This window comes from Corallincola spongiicola (assembly GCF_004284785.1).
GTDB classification, from domain to species: domain Bacteria; phylum Pseudomonadota; class Gammaproteobacteria; order Enterobacterales; family Neiellaceae; genus Corallincola; species Corallincola holothuriorum.
In genome coordinates, this window is sequence record NZ_SHLY01000001.1 from 742,903 (window position 1) to 760,761 (window position 17,859).

Sequence of the window (17,859 nt, forward strand, 5' to 3'; positions counted from 1 at the left end):
GCAGTCGGGGCGCGTCAAAGCGTCCCTTTTTTTGCCGTCGTCATCTCAGACCGCGCAGCAACTTTGCCAAAGCGTATCTTGGCAAAATGTTTGCTCCCACACGACCACTGTCTTGTTTCCGACAATGTCGTATGACAATGCCACATCAGCCGTACCAACATCAGTCACTCCACCAATAAATTCAATGAGTTATATTCACAACAAGCATGGCAACCTTATTGCAATATCATAGTTAGATATGTTTTTGCTGCCTTTTGGCAGGCATTTAAGGAGCTCAGACCATGGCAAAAGTAGGCATTTTCTTCGGAACCGACACCGGCAATACACGCAAAGTCGCCAAGCAGATATTCAACAGTTTGGGCGCAGAGGTGGCCGATAAACCACTCAATATTAACCGTATCGATGCAGACACCCTGCTCAGCTACGATGTTTTGATCCTCGGCACTCCCACCCTAGGTGAAGGGCAGCTGCCCGGATTGTCGTCAGAGTGTCAGACAGAAAGCTGGGAAGAGTTTATGCCCAACTTCGACGAGCTGGATCTGGAAGGAAAAAAAGTCGCCCTTTATGGATTAGGCGATCAAGTGAACTACCCAGACGAATTCGTTGACGCCCTGGGCGAGCTTTACGACGCCGTCGATGAATGTGGTGCAGAAGTCATCGGTAGTTGGCCGACAGATGGCTACACCTTTAATGAATCACAAGCGGTTGATGAAGATGGTCGTTTTGTCGGTCTCGTACTCGATAATGACAATCAAAGCGATCTGACCGCTGATCGTGTGGCCACCTGGTTAGCACAGTTGGAAAGTGAATTGGTTTAGTTGCCAACTAAGCCCTAAGTGAAGGCCGCTATAGCGGCCTTCACTCGTTTTTGACGCCGCTTGGTGGACAGAACGCTCTATCAATAGCTATTCAACATGCCATGGCTGACAACTTGAACGCCATACGGGAACAAAGCACCGCTGCCAATCGAGGCGATGGCGTTAAGTCCGTTCTCGCTACCATCCATCCTCACTACACGTCGCTATCTAGCAAAACCGACACTCTAGTTCATCGACTAAACCCCGTGTAATCCCACCTAATCTAAGGGCTTAGCGAAACTGATGATTGACTCAAAGAGAGGACAAGCACGTTACAAGCGTTTAATCGCCCGAATAAAAAGTACCAAACAGACAACAAACACAAATACCTGCAAAAAGCTCACGCCGCCCAGCATCAACAGGTTGCGCCAATCGACGTTGCCCTCACAATCAAACTCACACTGAGGGCTGTATTGCCATGCGATAAACATGACCAAGGCTGCGGCCAGGCCCCCAATGATGACACCTGCGGTGACTAACTTTCTACTTAACATCCGTCACTCAATTGATTCATTTTCCACTTAGAATTAGCCACAAGATTATTGCAGCCCAATAATAATTAACATGGCACCAATAACCATGGTACCCAACAGCATCATACCCAAACCGTGGCCTTGCCGGTTACCTTTTGAATCGCTCTTTTGCTGGTATTCTTGCTCGAGCTTTACTGAGATGCCCTGACGCACATCCACTGAATCTGCCTCTAGCAGATCAACGGATCCATGTTCAACCACATCAGAAAGCACCAATAAAAGCTGCTTAGATTCGACAAAGTCACCCGCGGACACATTTATCCCTGCTACCACTGCAGCTGCTGGAGCGACGATTTCCAATATAACTTTGTCGGTTTCTATCTCTGCGAGTATTTGATCGGAGCCAACCGAATCTCCGCAACGGACATTCAACGCACTAACCTTTGCGGACGTAGTGCTTTCAGGGAGTTCCGGAACAATGACTTCCATGCGTTAGTCCTTCAACGTTAAATAACCACTTTCTTAAACAGGAGCTAAATCGATCTACGCACACGCGCTTTGTACTGCAGGTAATCAGCGTCAAAACTGGCTTGCAGGTGCACCTCTTCCGCCTTAATTTGACTATGCAAAGCATACAAGTCAACCAAAAGGCAGACGAGGGATCTATAGTTTGAGTAATCATCGGCACTAAGGCACAAGGATGCCGTCATGCGGATCGCAACCTTTAATGTTGAAAATTTAGATACGCCAGCAGACGAAACTAATCCCAGTCTGAATCAACGCGTGCCAATTCTTAAAGCTGCTTTCGAGCGCATCAACGCAGATATTATTTGTCTACAGGAAGTTCATGGTCAGGAAACATCCGCCCATACCAGTCATAATCCAAGCCGAGTTTTATCTGCGCTTGATACCGTGTTGGCAGGCACCCAATACGAACACTATCATCGGGCATTTACCAAAACCCAAAACACGCCCTACGACAAACGCAATTTAGTGATCCTTTCTAAATTTGAAATTGAGGCCGAATATCAATATCGCAATGACCACATCGCCAAGCTGTCGTATCGGAAAGTCACCGCTAACCCACCAGAAATGGAAGCCAAAGATCTGAGCTGGGAACGCCCTATTCTTCATACCAAATTGCTATTGCCCGATGGCTCTAAACTTCACATGATTAACCTGCATTTAAAATCTAGACTGGCATCCAATGTTGCAGGTCAAAAGAACGGCTTTAGCTGGCATAGCGCGGCAGGATGGGCTGAGGGCTATTTCCTGTCATCAATAAAACGCGTGGGGCAAGCGCTTGAAACGCGTATTTTGGTAGATCAGATATTCGATGCCGATCCTGACGCAAAAATAGTAGTGTGCGGTGATTTTAACGCCGCGCCTGGCGAAGTGCCGATCGAGGCGATGACCGGCGCAGTGGAAAATACCAACAACCTAAACCTTCGGGACCGCGTGTTGATCTCTTGCAGCAGAAATATCGCCGATTCAACAAAGTTTAGCCATCTACACCACGGCCAGAAAAACCTACTCGACCATATGCTCATTTCACAGTCGTTGTTAACCTGCTTTATCAGCGCAGAGATACACAACGAAAACCTGCATGACGAGAGTTTGCCATTCTCTTATGACAGCAAGTATCCCGAATCAGATCACGCACCTTTTATTGCCACGTTTAATCTATAGCCAGAAAGCTGATTTTTCGGACATTGGCGTGCAAATGTTTGAACTCACAACTAATAAGGTTATAGATATGATTTCAAACAGGCTTTAGAGTAAAGCAGGTAGCAATGACAAATCAGTGGTGCTGATTGCGAAATACAATGCAAGCCACCATCGGGAATACAAGAAAGGAAATCAAATGAGTGACGAAATAACAGAAGTAGAGGCAGAGATCTCTCAAGACACTAAAAACATGGCGCTACTGACATGGATCGGTACGATCTTTTTTGGCTTTATTCCGGGCCTTATTTTTTACCTCATCAAGAAAGATGATCCGTACCTGCAGGATCAGGCAAAAGAAGCGTTGAACTGGTCAATTACTGCTGCAATCGGTTACCTGTTATCAGCCATTTTGGTGATTGTCGTGATCGGCGCTTTACTGATGCCAGTCGTGGGTATTTGTCATTTAGTATTTTGTATCATGGGAGCTATCGCGGCATCGAGTGGCAAGCCATTCCGTGTCCCCTTTGCGATCCGTTTGATCAAATAACCTGTTTGCCACACACGTCAAACCGACAGCCAATGCTGTCGGTTTTTAACGTCACCAACTTTCGGCAGATACACAGACAAAAATCAAAATGAGGAAATTGAGATGGAAGAGGTTCTCAATGCAGCACCAGAGATCTCCAATACAAACACGGAAGTGTCCCAAGAGTTCTACGTCGTATCACCGTTAAAGTTTGTCATCCTTTTTATTGGTACCCTAGGTTTTTACTCTATCTACTGGTTTTATAAGCATTGGAGTCTGTTTAAAAAACACAATAACGACAACATCTGGCCAATCCCTCGGGCTATATTCGCCATTTTCTTCACCCATGCCCTGTTTGGCGTTATTGACGATAAGTACCAACAAGGTAACCATCCAGCCCGTAAGTCGCTAAGCTTTGCGGCTACCGTTTTTGTGGTGTTGACCATACTTGGTCGGCTTTTAGACAAATTGGCAAGCAATGAGATTGTTGTGCCACTATTGGCATATTCAAGCTTGGCATTTATCCCTATTATCTGCTGGGCACTGCTACAAGGTCAGATCAGGGCAAATATCGCTTGCAATGACCCCGCCGCAAATTCAAATCGCACCCTCACTGTTTTTAATTGTCTTTGGTTGTTCCTCGGTGCCTTGCTTTGGTTTTTGGTTATTTTCGGATTGTTGATCACGTTGAATATCATTTCAGCGCAGTAACACCCTCCCAACCGACAGCCAATGCTGTCGGTTTTAGTTTCCTTAGCTAATAGGAAACACGGCGCTTATAGCCAATGGCTATTTGTAAAATGTCCTACCTTGTCTTAAGCCTATAGTTCACACACAAGGATTAATAAGGACAAACGGATGTCATCACCTACGGCTAACACTGCCCCAACGCTTTTCTCTCGACTCGCTTGCGCCTGTAATTGTGCTTACGGTATCAGTAGTAAAACTGGCAGCTACATCGCGCCAGCCATTTACGATCCAGCAGTAAATTGGACCGCACCACCCACCGCAATTTCAGCAACAAAATCCGGCGGGGGATCCGGGCCAAAGATCAACGCCTGCTTGGTTGGAATTAATCAGGATGGGATTATCATCGCCTTCCGGGGCACCTTACCGCCGGCATGGACAGTCGCCAGCCTAGAGGATTGGTGGCAAGACATTGTGGATTCTGCCCCAGTCTCCGCCCCACCATTGCCCGGTAAAGTGCACTCAGGATTTTGGGCCGCGCTAAATACCCTATGGGAAGACGTCGTTACCGCAGTGGAATTACTGCAACAAAAATACCCTTCAGCACCCATTTACGTTACCGGACACAGCAAAGGCGGGCCGTTAGCTTCACTAGGTGCGGCACGATTAATGTTAGGTGAGAATATCATCGCCACCCAAGTCGTCACCTTCGCATCTCCCCATCCCGGAGATACCAATTTTGTTACCCACTATCCCATGGCTCTGCCTGTCACTCGGCTTGAAAACTACTTAGACCTAGTACCGTTTTTGCCGCCGACACAAGAATTTGTCGACCTGTTCAAGGGGATTGGCGATACGAAACTAGGAAAAGCGTTTTGTCATTACTTCCCCAAAATATGCGCAGCCCTGCACTCCACCCAAAACTGGGATTATAGCTCGCTCGGGAAACTAGATTTTGTTACGTCAAGTGGTGATGTGGTTGGCATAGATAACTATCAGGCGATCCCGGAATATCGCTTTGTACAAATACTGGCAGCCCTGTTTGGCCTAGGTGATCACTATCAAACGCTGGCAGAACTCGCCGCTGATCCAGCATTATCTGAGGACGCCACGCCGGAACTGGCTGAAGCGCAACTGCTCGGTTTAGATCTCAGTAAAATTGGCGCTGCCCACTGTATAGCCTGTCAATCCGCCAGCTGTGCGGGGGGCTATATGACCGGAGCAGGCGGCGATCCGATCTGTCCGGCCTGTTCTGTGTAGTCATTTAGCTAGAGTAGTGATGCTTGTCGGCACACTACTCTAGCTACTATTGAGTTTTGCTTAAATCCTAAGCAAAACTCAAAGCACAGATCGTCGCGCCGCTAAGGGAGTGATATTATCGCTGGCGTTTCATTTACCAACGCCCTGACGAGAACAATCAAGATGCAGTTTAGATGTGCCGAGTTAGCCGATATCGACAACGTATTGTCCCTTCATTTTCGCTATCAGGTAGATTCCATCGCCGAAGAGGATAAGAAGGATGGTTTTGTCACCACGCCATTCACTAAAGAAGAGATGACCCAACTAATCACACAGGAGCGTGGGTTGTTTATTGCAGAAAAAGAGGGTGAAGTCGTCGCCTATGCCATGGCAGCTTCTTGGCAGTTTTGGTCTAAATGGCCGATGTTTGCGCACATGATCAAAGGGCTACCTTCGCTGACCTACAACGAACAGGTGCTCAGTGTTGATAACTCGTACCAGTACGGCCCGGTCTGTGTCGATAAATCAGTCCGTGGCGAAGGTGTTTTCGAGCAAATTTTCGAGTTCGCATTGCAGCAGATGTCGACGCGCTATCCAATACTGGTCACCTTTATCAATAAGATTAACCCCAGATCTTATGCCGCCCATGTACGCAAAGCGAAGCTGGACGTGATCCAGGAGTTCGAATTCAATAATAATCAGTACTTCGAATTGGCCTGCCCCACCGTGCGCTAAACACTGAATAACCGTTCTGATAACAAAAAGGCAGGCCTATGATGGCCTGCCTTTTTCTGTTCGGTGGACGAACGATCAATCTTTAGGCAAACGATGCAAGGCACACAGCTTGTTGCCCGCGGGATCCCTTAGATAAGCCAAATAAAGCTGACCAATAGAACCTTCCCGTATCCCCGGCGGATCTTCACAAGTGACACCGCCATTAGCGATCCCAGCCGCATGCCAGGCATCCGCTTGTTCAGGGCTTTTTGCTGCAAAACCAATGGTGGTGCCATTGCCATGGCAAGCAGGTTCCCCATCAATCGGCTTAGTGATGGCAAACACACCACTATCGGTGAAATAGAAGCAACGTCCCTTTTCATCGATCACGCCTGGCTCATACCCCATCGCGCCTAAAATAGCATCGTAAAAACGCTTCGATTCCTGAAGATCATTCGCACCCAAAAAAACGTGACTGAACATATACGGCCTCCTTGTGTTAACTGAATATATACCGTAGCCAACTTACCGCACTTAGTACAACGACACATTGAATGTTTAACCGTGATAGGTTTCATCACGACACTGACTAGTTAGAACGGAAAAACCTGTGCGCTAAATATCTTCCACCTTTCCGCGACTAAATGGCAGAGGTAAAGCGTACCAAAATGTTGCTGCTGCTCATTAAAGCTGACTGACCACGCTATCTTTACCGACGCCGCACGGTCACCCAAAGGCTGATATTCCAGGATCTCAAAATCAGAACTTGTATAACCAGCAGCTTGTAACTGCTGGCAGTTCAGCGCGAACTTATTCTGCAGTGATTGCAAATCAGCAAACACTGCATTGCCATCACCGTCAGAAGTGGCACATGGCAACAGATAGCAATCACTGATAGCGGCAGGATCTAAACGCTCAAATGCAGCGTGATACGATTGAAAAAGTAGCCTTAATGCTTGCATAGATATCCTTAATCAATGTCAGCATTATTTGAGATGCTGATTCTAGTCAGGCGCACCATCTACCCTATATAGAAGATTACGGCCTTGAAACCTCAACACCATCTTCATTGTAACTACCATCTGCATTAAATATGTATGCGTAAATTGGTTTTTCCGCCGGGTTTAACTCGCCCAACTCGACATTAATATTAATTTGAGTACTACTACGATAAGCCATAGGTTGGATCACTGGCATTCCGCATTCAGTCCACGTTGGGGTATCACAAAACTCGACACGCTCTGCGCTATCGTTAATAAAGAACGCGGCCAAATAAAGGTTGGCATAATCCTCTGGGCGCCAGTAGAAAGGCGGTAAAATCCGTTCGTAGCCAACATCGCCCTTATCATCAAGCCTGGTTTTGACGTTCTCGCGCAGCTGCCAACCAATATCAGCTTGGGGATAATTAGGTTCATCGGGAGAGTTATAATAGACATTGCCAAACTCCCCCCATGCTTTGTGTTTCCACACTTGTAAACCTTCAGGGGTGATGAGTCGATGCATGCGCGCACCATTTGGCAAACCAGGATCGCTTAAGCGTACATGGTCAATCACCCTAGTCCAACCCCGTCGCATCGATTGTGACATGGGATTACCATCATGATAATAGTTGGTGCCATTCATAGTAATGCCCGTACTACCGGCTGAGGCTGCGTAAGTGGTAACGCCATAGGCGGGATGATCACCATGCTCAGTTCCAGGACCAATTACCCGGGTCATTTTAATCATGCCGTCCTTGACGGGCTCAGCAGGCAGATCAGCACCAAATTTAACCACATAGGAAACAAATATTTCATACAGAGGAGCTTCAGGTAGGGGCATTGGCGGCCAACCTGAACTATTCAAACCTTTCATATTTAGCACTTGCGTGCCTGAATAGGTATTGGTGTCCACGACACGATAGTGACTAAAATTAGGCGAAAGTTCACCAACGACACCTTCACCATTGTCATAAAACAGTTGACCGTTACGATTAGCTGAAAAGAGGCCATTAAAGGTGATTTGCTGATCTTGCAACAATAATCCTGTGTTGCCTTCCACACTATCAATAACGGGGATCTGCGCTTCGCTAACTGGCGCAGAAATGGTGCCATTGGCAATCACATCAATTGAATACTCACCGTCGTTAACTTGGTAGGCTAGGCGATAGTTACCGTAATAGTTGTTGGCAAATGTCAGCAACGCACTATTTATTGATGGAGCCTCAGCGGCATCATATTCAATACCTGTACCTTCTGGAAAAACAACTCGTAACGTATCCCATTTTACGGCCAAATTATCAGTTTCAGGATCTTGGATACCAGAAGTGAGCATGGGTACAGTAAGATCAATCGGTTGATTCTGCAGGCTATCAGGCAGGTTGACTGCACCACTCTGTTTAGGCGGAAGATTGGCAATGGGTTTACCTAGCTCAGTGAAAACGACGTTACCGATCACCTCGCCATCATTGTCGCTGCCTAAGCTGTCAACAACCTTATAGCTGCCATCTTTGTTTATAAAACGATAGTGGCGGCTATTGGCCGTATCCAATAAATCGTTAAACTCGATACCCGCTAACGAAACCATTAGTTCATTGCTATCCCTATGTCCCAGCAAGCGGTTGACACTTCGAAATGTCATGGGGTGATCTTGTAAACGTTGTTGGATGGCTCCCTGATTACAATCGAGCGTGATATCCCCCGCTTTTTTACTTAATGTACAATCATACGCTTGTCCCAAATTAAGTGACTGATAAATATAAGCATTTGAATTACCAGACAACATCACTTGAGAATTTGTTGTACGATATCTCAATGTGCTTTTGGTTGAATCATTGCCACCAAAAACATAAGCATTCCCTTCCTGATCATCAGCGATAATCAAGCCCGAAATGACAATACTGAACTGTTCAGGATCGATGGGCGACCAATCAGGAATGCTGATGTAGTCATTCGCACTTGTCGTAGTCACATACTGAACTATCGGGGAATCGTCTTCAGGATCTGTCGGCACGACCGGATCTGTCGGCACGACCGGATCTGTCGGCACGACCGGATCTGTCGGCACGACCGGATCTGTCGGTACGACTGGATCTGTCGGTATGACTGGATTTGACGGAATGACCGGATCTGTCGGTATGACTGGATTTGACGGAATGACCGGATCTGTCGGTATGACCGGATCTGTCGGCACGACCGGATCTGTCGGTATGACTGGGTTTGACGGAATGACCGGATCTGTCGGTATGACTGGATTTGACGGAATGACCGGATCTGTCGGTGTGACTGGATTTGACGGAATGGCCGGATCTATCGGTGTGACAGGGTCTGTCGGCACGACCGGATCTGTCGGTACGACCGGATCTGCTGGCACCACAGGATCTGATGTGTCGTCAACAGGATCCACTGTTTCGTCTGAAGACTCACTTCCGCACCCTACGAATAGAAGCACGGTAAGCGCGAGAATTATCTGCCGAGTAAATACAGTCACGCTACGCATTCCTGATTAATTTGAAATTGATAGTAAGTGGGATGAATATGGAGGGTTAACGAAACCAGCTCCCTGTTAATGATGCTAAAGGCGACATCCTTGCCTCTAAAAACGATTAAAAACTAACTAAACAACAAGTTAATTACATTGATGCTTATCAGATTATTGAAAATTTTCGTTCTAAAGTAACTAGCTGCCACCCAAACTATTCAACGCTACTAGCTCCCCTATCACTTCCTCAGAGAACAGTGATTTAGACAGATACTGTTGCGCACCAGATTTGGCCACCAGAATAAGCCCTAATTCGGTTTCAATGACGCGTTCCACATCTGTCCATAGCAGTGCTGTTTGGGTGTACGGATTTTGTGTCTTTATGCCATCTTCATCGATAGCTAGCTTCACCTCACTACCCGAGCTGCGCCCCCACATCTGCCGTGTTAACCACCAAGCGCGGCGAAATCGAATATGAACAAGCTCCAGCCCACCCAACGCAACCAACATGATGCCGACCAACTTGGCTTGTTCAGTAAATAGCAGCAGACCGGTGCCAGCAACAAACAAACATGCCGGAAAAATATAGTTGGGCTTGGGGTTCTTACCATGGGGCAAAGACTGATCGTAGCATTCCGCCAGATATTTTTTAGACAGAGTAAATTGGGTAGTAAAACGTTGCATGTATCTTCTATTTATTCAGCGGGCACTTAGTTGCCCCACCATACCTTATTGGCGGTTATGAAAAAACAAAACTGGACCGGCACAGGCAGCAAACAACGCGTCATCGCAGCACCAAAGAATTAATAGCTTTAGCGGCACTGTAACAATCATCGAAAATATCCAAACTGTCATATTCTCGCGCTAGATTGAATTGGCCGGAGTTAACGACGCAATGACAGGGCGATGAATGAGATCAGACTTTCTCTACGAGTTAAACAAACACTTACCCGAGCTGTTCGAACTACAGCAACTGATTGACCGTGCCGACAACCAGATTAAATCGCGAGTACTGACCCAAGTAAAATGTGGTTCCCACACCCTGCCGGTCTATCAACTCACGCTGGGCAGTGAAGATCCCACCGCCCCCGCCCTCGTCTTATTAGGTGGTGTCCATGGTGTAGAGCGCATTGGAACCCAAGTGTTATTAGCCTTCCTGCGCAGCCTGTTAGAAAGATTACGCTGGGATAAGGGACTAAACGCGCAACTGCAGCAGATGACTTTGATCTTCGTACCTCTGGTGAATCCAGGCGGCATGTGGATGCGACGTCGGTGTAATCCCAACGGCATCGATCTGATGCGCAACGCACCAATAGAATCTGCTGAACGCGTACTTTTTCTCGCTGGTGGTCATCGACTCAGTCGCCACCTGCCTTGGTATCGAGGCAAAGCCAATCAACCAATGGAGTCGGAGATTAACGCAGTTTATCAGTTGGTAAAAACGCAGCTACTGCAACGCCCGTTCTGCCTCAGCCTCGATTGTCATTCTGGCTTTGGCTTAACCGATCGGGTGTGGTTTCCCTACGCCCGTACCCGTCAACCGATCGCAGATCTCGCGGTCGCTTATCGGTTATCCCGCTTGTTTAATAAAGCCCATCGCCATAACACCAACTACCTATTTGAACCACAGTCCAGCAGCTACACGACCCACGGCGATGTCTGGGATCTACTTTACGACGAAAGCAGGCAAACGCACCCCAAGCACACTTTTTTACCCCTAACCTTAGAGATGGGCTCCTGGCTTTGGGTGAAGAAAAACCCACGGCAACTGCTACGGTTTGTCGATCTGTTTAACCCCACCGTACCCCATCGACAAAATCGCGTCCTTCGTCGACATTACGCACTGATCGACTTCTTAATGGCTGCAACTCGCAGCTACGCCGAATGGTTGCCGCAAACCGCGAAACAACAGCGCAAAGACTTTAATGCCGGATTAAAAAACTGGTATAGCCATAGTAGAAAAGGCAACAAATGAAGCACCAGATCATCCTTATTCGCGGGCTTTTGCGAGAACAGCGCCATTGGGAAACGCTACCAGAGATATTGCGTAACAAACTGCCCCACACAGCCATCATCACACCGGATCTGGCAGGAAATGGTCGCCGTCATGGTGAAGCATCAGCTTGCAGTATCAGCGCTATGGTGGAAGATCTTCGTCGGCAAACAAAGCGGCAACGCGACCAAGGCGCAACTTACCTACTCGCCATCTCCATGGGCGGAATGATTGCCACCGAATGGGCAAAGCGATATCCGCAAGAGCTTTCCGGCATCGCTCTGATCAATACCAGCTTTGCCAACTTCAGCAACATCACTCAGCGCCTCGCTAGCCGCTGGTACCTGCCTATCATCCGTCATTTTATGCTGTCCCGCTCATTACAAGCCAAAGAAGCACTGATATTACAAATGACCTCAAATCGACACACCACCAATCAACCGCTGCTGCAGCGCTGGGTGGCGTATCACAGAGAAGCCCCCGTCAGCCTAGCCAATGCCCTGCGTCAACTGTTAGCCGCGGCACGTTATCGTGCCCCCAGGCAAAAACCCGAGGTGCCAGTGATATTAATCGCATCCAGTCACGACCAATTGGTCAATACCACTTGTTCAAAACAGATAGCCAGCCAATGGCAGTGTCCACTTTATCTTCACCCCTACGCAGGCCATGACTTGCCATTGGATGATCCGCACTGGCTGGCGGAAGTGATAAAAGAGAAACTGCAGGAGAAACCGTAAACCGGCGCAAAGACGACAAGTGTGGTATACGATTACACTAGAGATCTTGTCCAGATATTAGTACCCCCTCAAAGCCACCAAAACACAGCTAAAAGCACCTCTCGCCTATGGGAGTGCATGTACAGTAATACGCGTGCAAGTATTGCCGACAAGGTAAATCGCCCCCTTTTTCGCCAGCGTTGCCACCCCTGATAAGCGCTCAATCAGCAACAAAAGCCACATCTCTTGCCTAACCTAACATCACGCCTAATCTGAATTAAGCTGACGATCGATTAACAGCGAAATAAGGTGATCACCCGCAGTAAACGTTCATTAAAGAATTTAAGATTTTGAAACTCTATTAGCTTCATGTATTTTAGCCTAATTGTTACAAAGTTGTAATTCCAAGGAAATGGACATGGTCAAAAATCATCCGCGCGTTGTTTTTCCAATGTTGGTAGTGTCAACCCTGCTAACGGCTTGTGGAGGAGGGGGAAGTAATGAGGTTGTCGTTGAGCCCCCTGTAGAATCTAATATCGCTCAGTTTTACTTAGGTAGCCAAGAACCCGCAGAGCTAACCCTCCCTGCTATCGCCGACTTCTCGTCAATCATATTCTCCAACCCTCTTGATGTTGCCGAAAGTATTGCGCCCCCGAATAGTTTAAGCGCTATCCAGCCTTTGGCTCCAACAAGAAGACAAGCAAAGTCATCGCGGTTTACGGAAAATTGCGATTCAGGTCGGATAGAGATCTATGAAGATTTAAATTCAAGTGGTCTTGGTGTGGTTGAGGCTGAGTTTCAAAACTGCACCTATGGTAGCGCCGTCATCACGGGCAAGCTCACAACCAAAATTACTAGTATCGCTGACTCATACGATCTAACCTTTACTGATTTTACATACACATACGAGAACCTTCGCATTGCAACGCAAAATGGTGTCTATGTAGAGCGAAATGGAGTTTTGGATCAGAGTGGACTAAATAGCTGTAATGCAGTAACAAAAACCACAATGGCGATCTCGACAAACAATATTAATGAACACTTCTATTTAAAGGATCTGCAAACCCAAAAACGATGTAGTGATCAAGATAGGTTTGAAGTAGAAATTGGCGGCGAAATCTATATTGGAAAGCATGGATACGTGAATGTCGAAACGTTAACACCAATGTTAGTTGATTGGGGAAGTTTAGATTTTCACATAATGAGTGGATTGATGGAGCTATCGACCCCGTTGGGCGTTGCTCAGATCAGAGGTGAGCAATCTGATACTGATCTTTCTGCCAAAACTGAACTTCTGATTGATAACGATGGTGATGGTACATTTGAAGATCCAATTCGTTACCCATCGTGGTATGTCACAGATTCTGTTCTCAGTGATTTTAATGACGATGACAACGATGGAATGTGGAATGGTTGGGAAACTTACTACGGACTAAATGCAAACTTTGATGATTCTGAAGCGGATATAGACTATGATGGTTGGAGCAATTTAATCGAATTCTATAGTGGTACCTCCCCTAGTTCCATGGCGGATAGTCCAAATATGGAAATCAATTTTGATTGGTATCTCAACGAGAATGACCAAGAGTATTACTCTATTTATTTGTTTTCAGAAGAGTCAAACGAATTAAATCTCAAAATACTCGGAAAAATAGAGCCAGCAATTTTATCTTCCGTTGATGATTGGAGTGTTGAAGTAAAAACTCCGTCATATATTAAATTGGAAAACTTCGGTGATAATTGCACATCGATTCCCGACGACCAAGAAAACAAAGTTTTGTGCCAACTTGGTAATCTTCAAGGATTAAACTCAAGAGGTGAACTCAATGTTTTCAGCTCTTCTATTTCATCAGAATTCTGGGGGGGGTTCACTCTCTATGCAAAAATAGCTTCCCCATCACTGGAATATGTTTTTTCCTTTGGTGAAAAAATAGACACCTATGTGACATCATCTATAGAGCCATCAAGCGTGAACTCTCACAGTATTGGATACTCTATTAACAGTGTATCTGATGGATTTAGCTACGACCTAATTTTGAACTCTGGTAATGGCCCATATATTCCAGGTCATAAAATAATTGTGAGAGGTAATTTAAGCTCAAACGATACAGGTAGTGAGATAATTGGTTTAGATATAGATCCCACGTCCATAGATATAATGAACTGTAACTTTGACGCTCATGGATTTGAGTGCATATCTGACTATTATCAACCTATCACCCTGAGGTTTTCAAGCCCTATAAATACAGGTCACATTAATATTAATTATGAACTAACTGATATTTACAGTGAACAGACGTCTATTTCTAATTCTGAAGATAGAATTATTGCGATAGGGCAATCCACAGATACAATTTCTCAGGCTGCTTCGCAACTCCCACTTGAAGGAGGAAGCCTTTCAATAGAGTCAGGAATCTATGTCGGCCAGTTAGAATTTGATAGATTTGTTGACCTTAAAGCAGCAGAAGGTGCAGAACTATGGCTTAGCCCAGATTATGAAGACTACGGCATTCAGTCTGAACACAAATTTAACATCTCAGGTTTTGATATTTATACTGGAGAATATGGCTTAGATATCTCTGGCGGAGAAATATCAAATAACACATTCCATATTGTTCGACCTACAAGAATTCAAGTTAACAGCGACAAAGAAGTTGACTTCATAGGCAATAGAATCTACCAGAATAAAACAGATTATTACCTTGCTAGCACCATTCTTAAAGTCCCGCATGGTTCAAAAATTATAAACAACATTTTTTCCGCCATACATGAAGATGCATTTGAAGTTATTCGCCCTGCAGATGAAGCCAATAATGGTAAAAAGTTTGAAATTTACAATAATACATTCATAAACGTAAAAGAGTTTTTATCTTTTTACAAAAACACAGACTCATCAATTATAAACAATATCTTTTACAACCCTATATCATTATCTATTGCTAGAAATAACCCTTACTACAACATAGTCTCAGATGTGAGAAATAACATTCTTCCCGCACGCTTTGAGAATAGCGAGCTGGATGAGTTTAACACTGTGAGCGATGTTCCAGGGTTCGATGTAGATGATGATTTCAGTTTACTCTTTGATAGTATCGCTATAGATAGCGGCATAGAAGAAAACGGAATCCCTTTAGTTGATATCGATGGAGACATTAGACCAAGCGGAATGGCAATTGATATTGGTGCTTACGAATATACTCAATAGCCCTGAATAATTAAAAAGGCGGGTAGATAACTATCTATCCGCTTATTCCTTTCGTTATGACTATTATGACCAGCTTGGCCTCTATTAAGAGTAACCTCCTATCTTTTCAAACTAACACTTTAAAATGTGTACGAGCGACAAAGGCTGAGCCTAACCGGTTAGCCGCGGCGCGTTATCGTGCCCCCAGGCAAAAACCCGACGTGCCAGTGATATTAATCGCATCCAGTCACGACCAATTGGTCAATACCACTTGTTCAAAACAGATAGCCAGCCAATGGCAGTGTCCACTTTCTCTTCACCCCTACTCAGGCCATGACTTGCCACTGGATGATCCGCACTGGCTGGCGGAAGTGATAATGGAACACATGATAATCAGACGCTAATTCTGCGCTTTGGTTAGTCGCACGCCATCAACCACCATCTGCCATTGGCCATCAACCTCTGTTGGGGGCTCAGCGACAATAAACGTCGTGGTTACAGGGCCAACACCGACGATAAAGTTGTTACCCTGAAACTCTTTTAGAGGCGCATTGATAGACGTGGTACCGCCTTTTTGTAATCGCTTATAGGCCACCGTGCCATCGGTCAGAATTAGCAGTTCCATCTCCCTACTCTGCCAATCTCCGGCGTAGTTCAACTTATCTACAGGCAACGGTTCGCTGCATGCTGACAGTAGCATTGCCATCACCACTGCGGCCATCGAACTCCATTTTGTTTTCACCTGACGCTCCTTGGGTATAAACAACACAATATTACTTGGCTGACTGCCGACACTAATATTGCTGGGATCTGAAACCACGTCTAGCCCCTCTGATCAAACATGCAACAAACATAAAAAAAGAGCGCTAACCTTAGCGCTCTTTTCCACATGACAGACAATTAAGTTAGTTAGTTTCTATGGTCATATCCACCCTGCCCCCTGGCCGTGGATCAGAACAACGCCCATGCACATAACGCCCGTTGGCGGTAAATGGCCCAGTAGTACCGATACTGATAAAGTCGCCTAACAGGAATTGATCAATAACACCGGTCGTAATTGAGACGTCATAAAGTTTGTAGCGCTTTAAATAGTCCTGCCAGCGATACTTGCTCGGATCATTAACCCACCACGCCAAATAAAGGTCGACTGACTCTTGCTCATCAATAAAGAAGATGTCGTTGCCATCATAGTGGCTACGCAGCTCATCTTCTGCCAAGCACTTTTCAAAGCTATCGATACATTCTTTAATCGAATGCGGCGCCAGTAACCAAGCGTTTTGGGCAAAACCTGATGCATAGCCAATTCTTGGATTGTTTCGGCGCGGATTAAACTTATCCGGATAATTGACCCGAATACCGTAGCCATTGGGGATATTGTCAATTACGTCATCAGGTAAGTCACCTACCTCACCTACTGGCGTAAATAACTCTTCGCCCGTCCGCGCATCCCGAAGGCCTAACGGCCCCATGTAGGCAAAACTAACAAACTGTTTAAGATTTTGTTCACATGCAGGCACTTGCGGTGCAGCAACAATGGGCTGCTCCCTGTAAGCAGGTTTGTAGCGATAGAGCCCCCAATCAACATCATTTACACCCGTGAGAGTGGACATCAGTACCGAGCTGGTACGCGGACGAGGTGAGCCTGATTGGATCGCACAATGATAGATCCCATCTGGTGCACCAAGAAACTCTTCACCGTTGGCCTCTGCCTCCTCTCGCTCTCTCCATAATGCGGGATCATCCGGTTTGGCGGTATCGATACAGTTACCGGGTAGCGCAGTCACTTGGCCGGTCACCGGATTACGGATCTCACGGGGGCACTGGAATGGATCAGGATTAAATTGATCACAGGGAATATATCCCTCTTCTAAGTAAGAGGTATCATACGGATCTGATGATGGATCCAGCGTTTGTACGTAATCTGGCGCGGGGGTACGTGATTTTTCAATTATCTCTACCGGATATTTAAAACTCCAATCATCCTGTGTGGCATATAGACAGAAGAAATTCGGCGGCGTGTTGCCAGCACCTAGGTAGATATTGGCTGAACCCGCGTTGGGATCGGTTGGCCCAACCGCATTAACATCACACTCCCCCCTAACGGGTTGAGAAAAGCCACTGGTTTCAAAGTGCCCACTGTTTCTAACTCGTTCTCCTTCATAGGATGGAAGGTGGGCAAAACTAGAAAAAGTCATCGAAATTAAAGCGACGCCAGCAAGCACTGCCCACTTTGATTCCTGAGGCACTATCGGTGTGTGAGATCTATTCATCGGCTAGTTATCCGTTAATAATTATTATAATCAGAGTACTCACGGACACCGCTCTGAGCCCACGCGAATGCCC

General features: G+C 46.2%; 18 protein-coding genes. 10 read left to right on the plus strand and 8 right to left on the minus strand.

Annotated features, from left to right (window positions below; all coding sequences use genetic code 11):
• The first annotated feature begins 281 nt into the window (after positions 1–281).
• On the plus strand, positions 282–818 hold the full coding sequence (locus EXY25_RS03260) for a flavodoxin (protein WP_114336451.1): 537 nt from the start codon (positions 282–284) through the stop codon (positions 816–818).
• A gap of 311 nt (positions 819–1,129) precedes the next feature.
• On the opposite strand, the gene EXY25_RS03265 is transcribed toward EXY25_RS03260, so the two are convergent.
• Together EXY25_RS03265 and EXY25_RS03270 are read right to left on the minus strand one after the other, a co-directional pair.
• Entirely contained in the window at positions 1,130–1,351 is a 222-nt protein-coding gene (locus EXY25_RS03265) for a hypothetical protein (protein ID WP_114336450.1), read from the minus strand.
• Positions 1,352–1,396: 45 nt separating this feature from the next.
• Positions 1,397–1,819 (minus strand): biotin/lipoyl-containing protein, encoded by a 423-nt coding sequence (locus EXY25_RS03270; RefSeq protein WP_114336449.1) that lies wholly within the window; start codon positions 1,817–1,819, stop codon positions 1,397–1,399.
• A 219-nt stretch (positions 1,820–2,038) separates the two neighbouring features.
• On the opposite strand from EXY25_RS03270, the gene EXY25_RS03275 reads away from it, so the two are divergent.
• From EXY25_RS03275 to EXY25_RS03295, 5 genes are all read left to right on the plus strand, one after another.
• The gene (locus tag EXY25_RS03275; RefSeq protein ID WP_130565693.1) at positions 2,039–3,019 is read left to right on the plus strand and encodes an endonuclease/exonuclease/phosphatase family protein; all 981 of its coding nucleotides are present in this window, start codon (positions 2,039–2,041) and stop codon (positions 3,017–3,019) included.
• A gap of 175 nt (positions 3,020–3,194) precedes the next feature.
• Positions 3,195–3,545, plus strand: coding sequence for a DUF4870 domain-containing protein (locus EXY25_RS03280; RefSeq protein WP_114336447.1), 351 nt, complete (start codon positions 3,195–3,197; stop codon positions 3,543–3,545).
• A 102-nt stretch (positions 3,546–3,647) separates the two neighbouring features.
• Positions 3,648–4,235 (plus strand): DUF4234 domain-containing protein, encoded by a 588-nt coding sequence (locus EXY25_RS03285; protein ID WP_130565694.1) that lies wholly within the window; start codon positions 3,648–3,650, stop codon positions 4,233–4,235.
• Between the two features lie 147 nt (positions 4,236–4,382).
• Positions 4,383–5,471 carry a lipase family protein gene (locus EXY25_RS03290; protein ID WP_130565695.1) on the plus strand — a complete coding sequence of 363 codons (1,089 nt, stop codon included), beginning with the start codon at positions 4,383–4,385 and terminating at the stop codon, positions 5,469–5,471.
• A gap of 162 nt (positions 5,472–5,633) precedes the next feature.
• Positions 5,634–6,185 carry a GNAT family N-acetyltransferase gene (locus EXY25_RS03295; RefSeq protein ID WP_114336441.1) on the plus strand — a complete coding sequence of 184 codons (552 nt, stop codon included), beginning with the start codon at positions 5,634–5,636 and terminating at the stop codon, positions 6,183–6,185.
• A gap of 75 nt (positions 6,186–6,260) precedes the next feature.
• Here the strand turns inward: EXY25_RS03295 and EXY25_RS03300 are convergent, their stop codons facing one another.
• The 4 genes from EXY25_RS03300 to EXY25_RS03320 all read right to left on the minus strand — a co-directional run bounded on the left by EXY25_RS03300 (position 6,261) and on the right by EXY25_RS03320 (position 10,307).
• A complete protein-coding gene (locus EXY25_RS03300) occupies positions 6,261–6,647 on the minus strand; it encodes a VOC family protein (protein WP_114336440.1) in 387 nt (128 codons plus the stop codon).
• 110 nt (positions 6,648–6,757) lie between these two features.
• Positions 6,758–7,126, minus strand: coding sequence for a hypothetical protein (locus EXY25_RS03305; protein ID WP_130565696.1), 369 nt, complete (start codon positions 7,124–7,126; stop codon positions 6,758–6,760).
• A 76-nt stretch (positions 7,127–7,202) separates the two neighbouring features.
• On the minus strand, positions 7,203–9,632 hold the full coding sequence (locus EXY25_RS18710) for a hypothetical protein (protein ID WP_246019483.1): 2,430 nt from the start codon (positions 9,630–9,632) through the stop codon (positions 7,203–7,205).
• Between the two features lie 189 nt (positions 9,633–9,821).
• Positions 9,822–10,307, minus strand: coding sequence for a YcxB family protein (locus EXY25_RS03320; RefSeq protein WP_130565698.1), 486 nt, complete (start codon positions 10,305–10,307; stop codon positions 9,822–9,824).
• Between the two features lie 226 nt (positions 10,308–10,533).
• Here EXY25_RS03320 and EXY25_RS03325 point away from each other — a divergent pair, with 226 nt between their 5' ends.
• The 4 genes from EXY25_RS03325 (at position 10,534) to EXY25_RS18950 (ending at position 15,920) form a co-directional block, all read left to right on the plus strand.
• Positions 10,534–11,598 carry a DUF2817 domain-containing protein gene (locus EXY25_RS03325; RefSeq protein WP_130565699.1) on the plus strand — a complete coding sequence of 355 codons (1,065 nt, stop codon included), beginning with the start codon at positions 10,534–10,536 and terminating at the stop codon, positions 11,596–11,598.
• Positions 11,595–12,353 (plus strand): alpha/beta fold hydrolase, encoded by a 759-nt coding sequence (locus tag EXY25_RS03330; protein ID WP_130565700.1) that lies wholly within the window; start codon positions 11,595–11,597, stop codon positions 12,351–12,353. Before EXY25_RS03325 ends, EXY25_RS03330 begins: the two co-directional genes overlap by 4 nt.
• Before the next feature lie 397 nt (positions 12,354–12,750).
• Complete coding sequence (locus EXY25_RS03335) at positions 12,751–15,537, plus strand: choice-of-anchor Q domain-containing protein (protein ID WP_130565701.1); 2,787 nt, start codon at positions 12,751–12,753, stop codon at positions 15,535–15,537.
• Positions 15,538–15,602: 65 nt separating this feature from the next.
• Complete coding sequence (locus EXY25_RS18950) at positions 15,603–15,920, plus strand: alpha/beta fold hydrolase (protein WP_207232095.1); 318 nt, start codon at positions 15,603–15,605, stop codon at positions 15,918–15,920.
• Here the strand turns inward: EXY25_RS18950 and EXY25_RS03345 are convergent.
• Together EXY25_RS03345 and EXY25_RS03350 are read right to left on the minus strand one after the other, a co-directional pair.
• Positions 15,917–16,258 carry a hypothetical protein gene (locus EXY25_RS03345; RefSeq protein ID WP_246019486.1) on the minus strand — a complete coding sequence of 114 codons (342 nt, stop codon included), beginning with the start codon at positions 16,256–16,258 and terminating at the stop codon, positions 15,917–15,919. The two genes, EXY25_RS18950 and EXY25_RS03345, sit on opposite strands and share 4 nt — an antisense overlap.
• Positions 16,259–16,421: 163 nt before the next feature.
• A complete protein-coding gene (locus tag EXY25_RS03350) occupies positions 16,422–17,786 on the minus strand; it encodes a hypothetical protein (RefSeq protein WP_130565703.1) in 1,365 nt (454 codons plus the stop codon).
• Between the last annotated feature and the right edge of the window lie 73 nt (positions 17,787–17,859).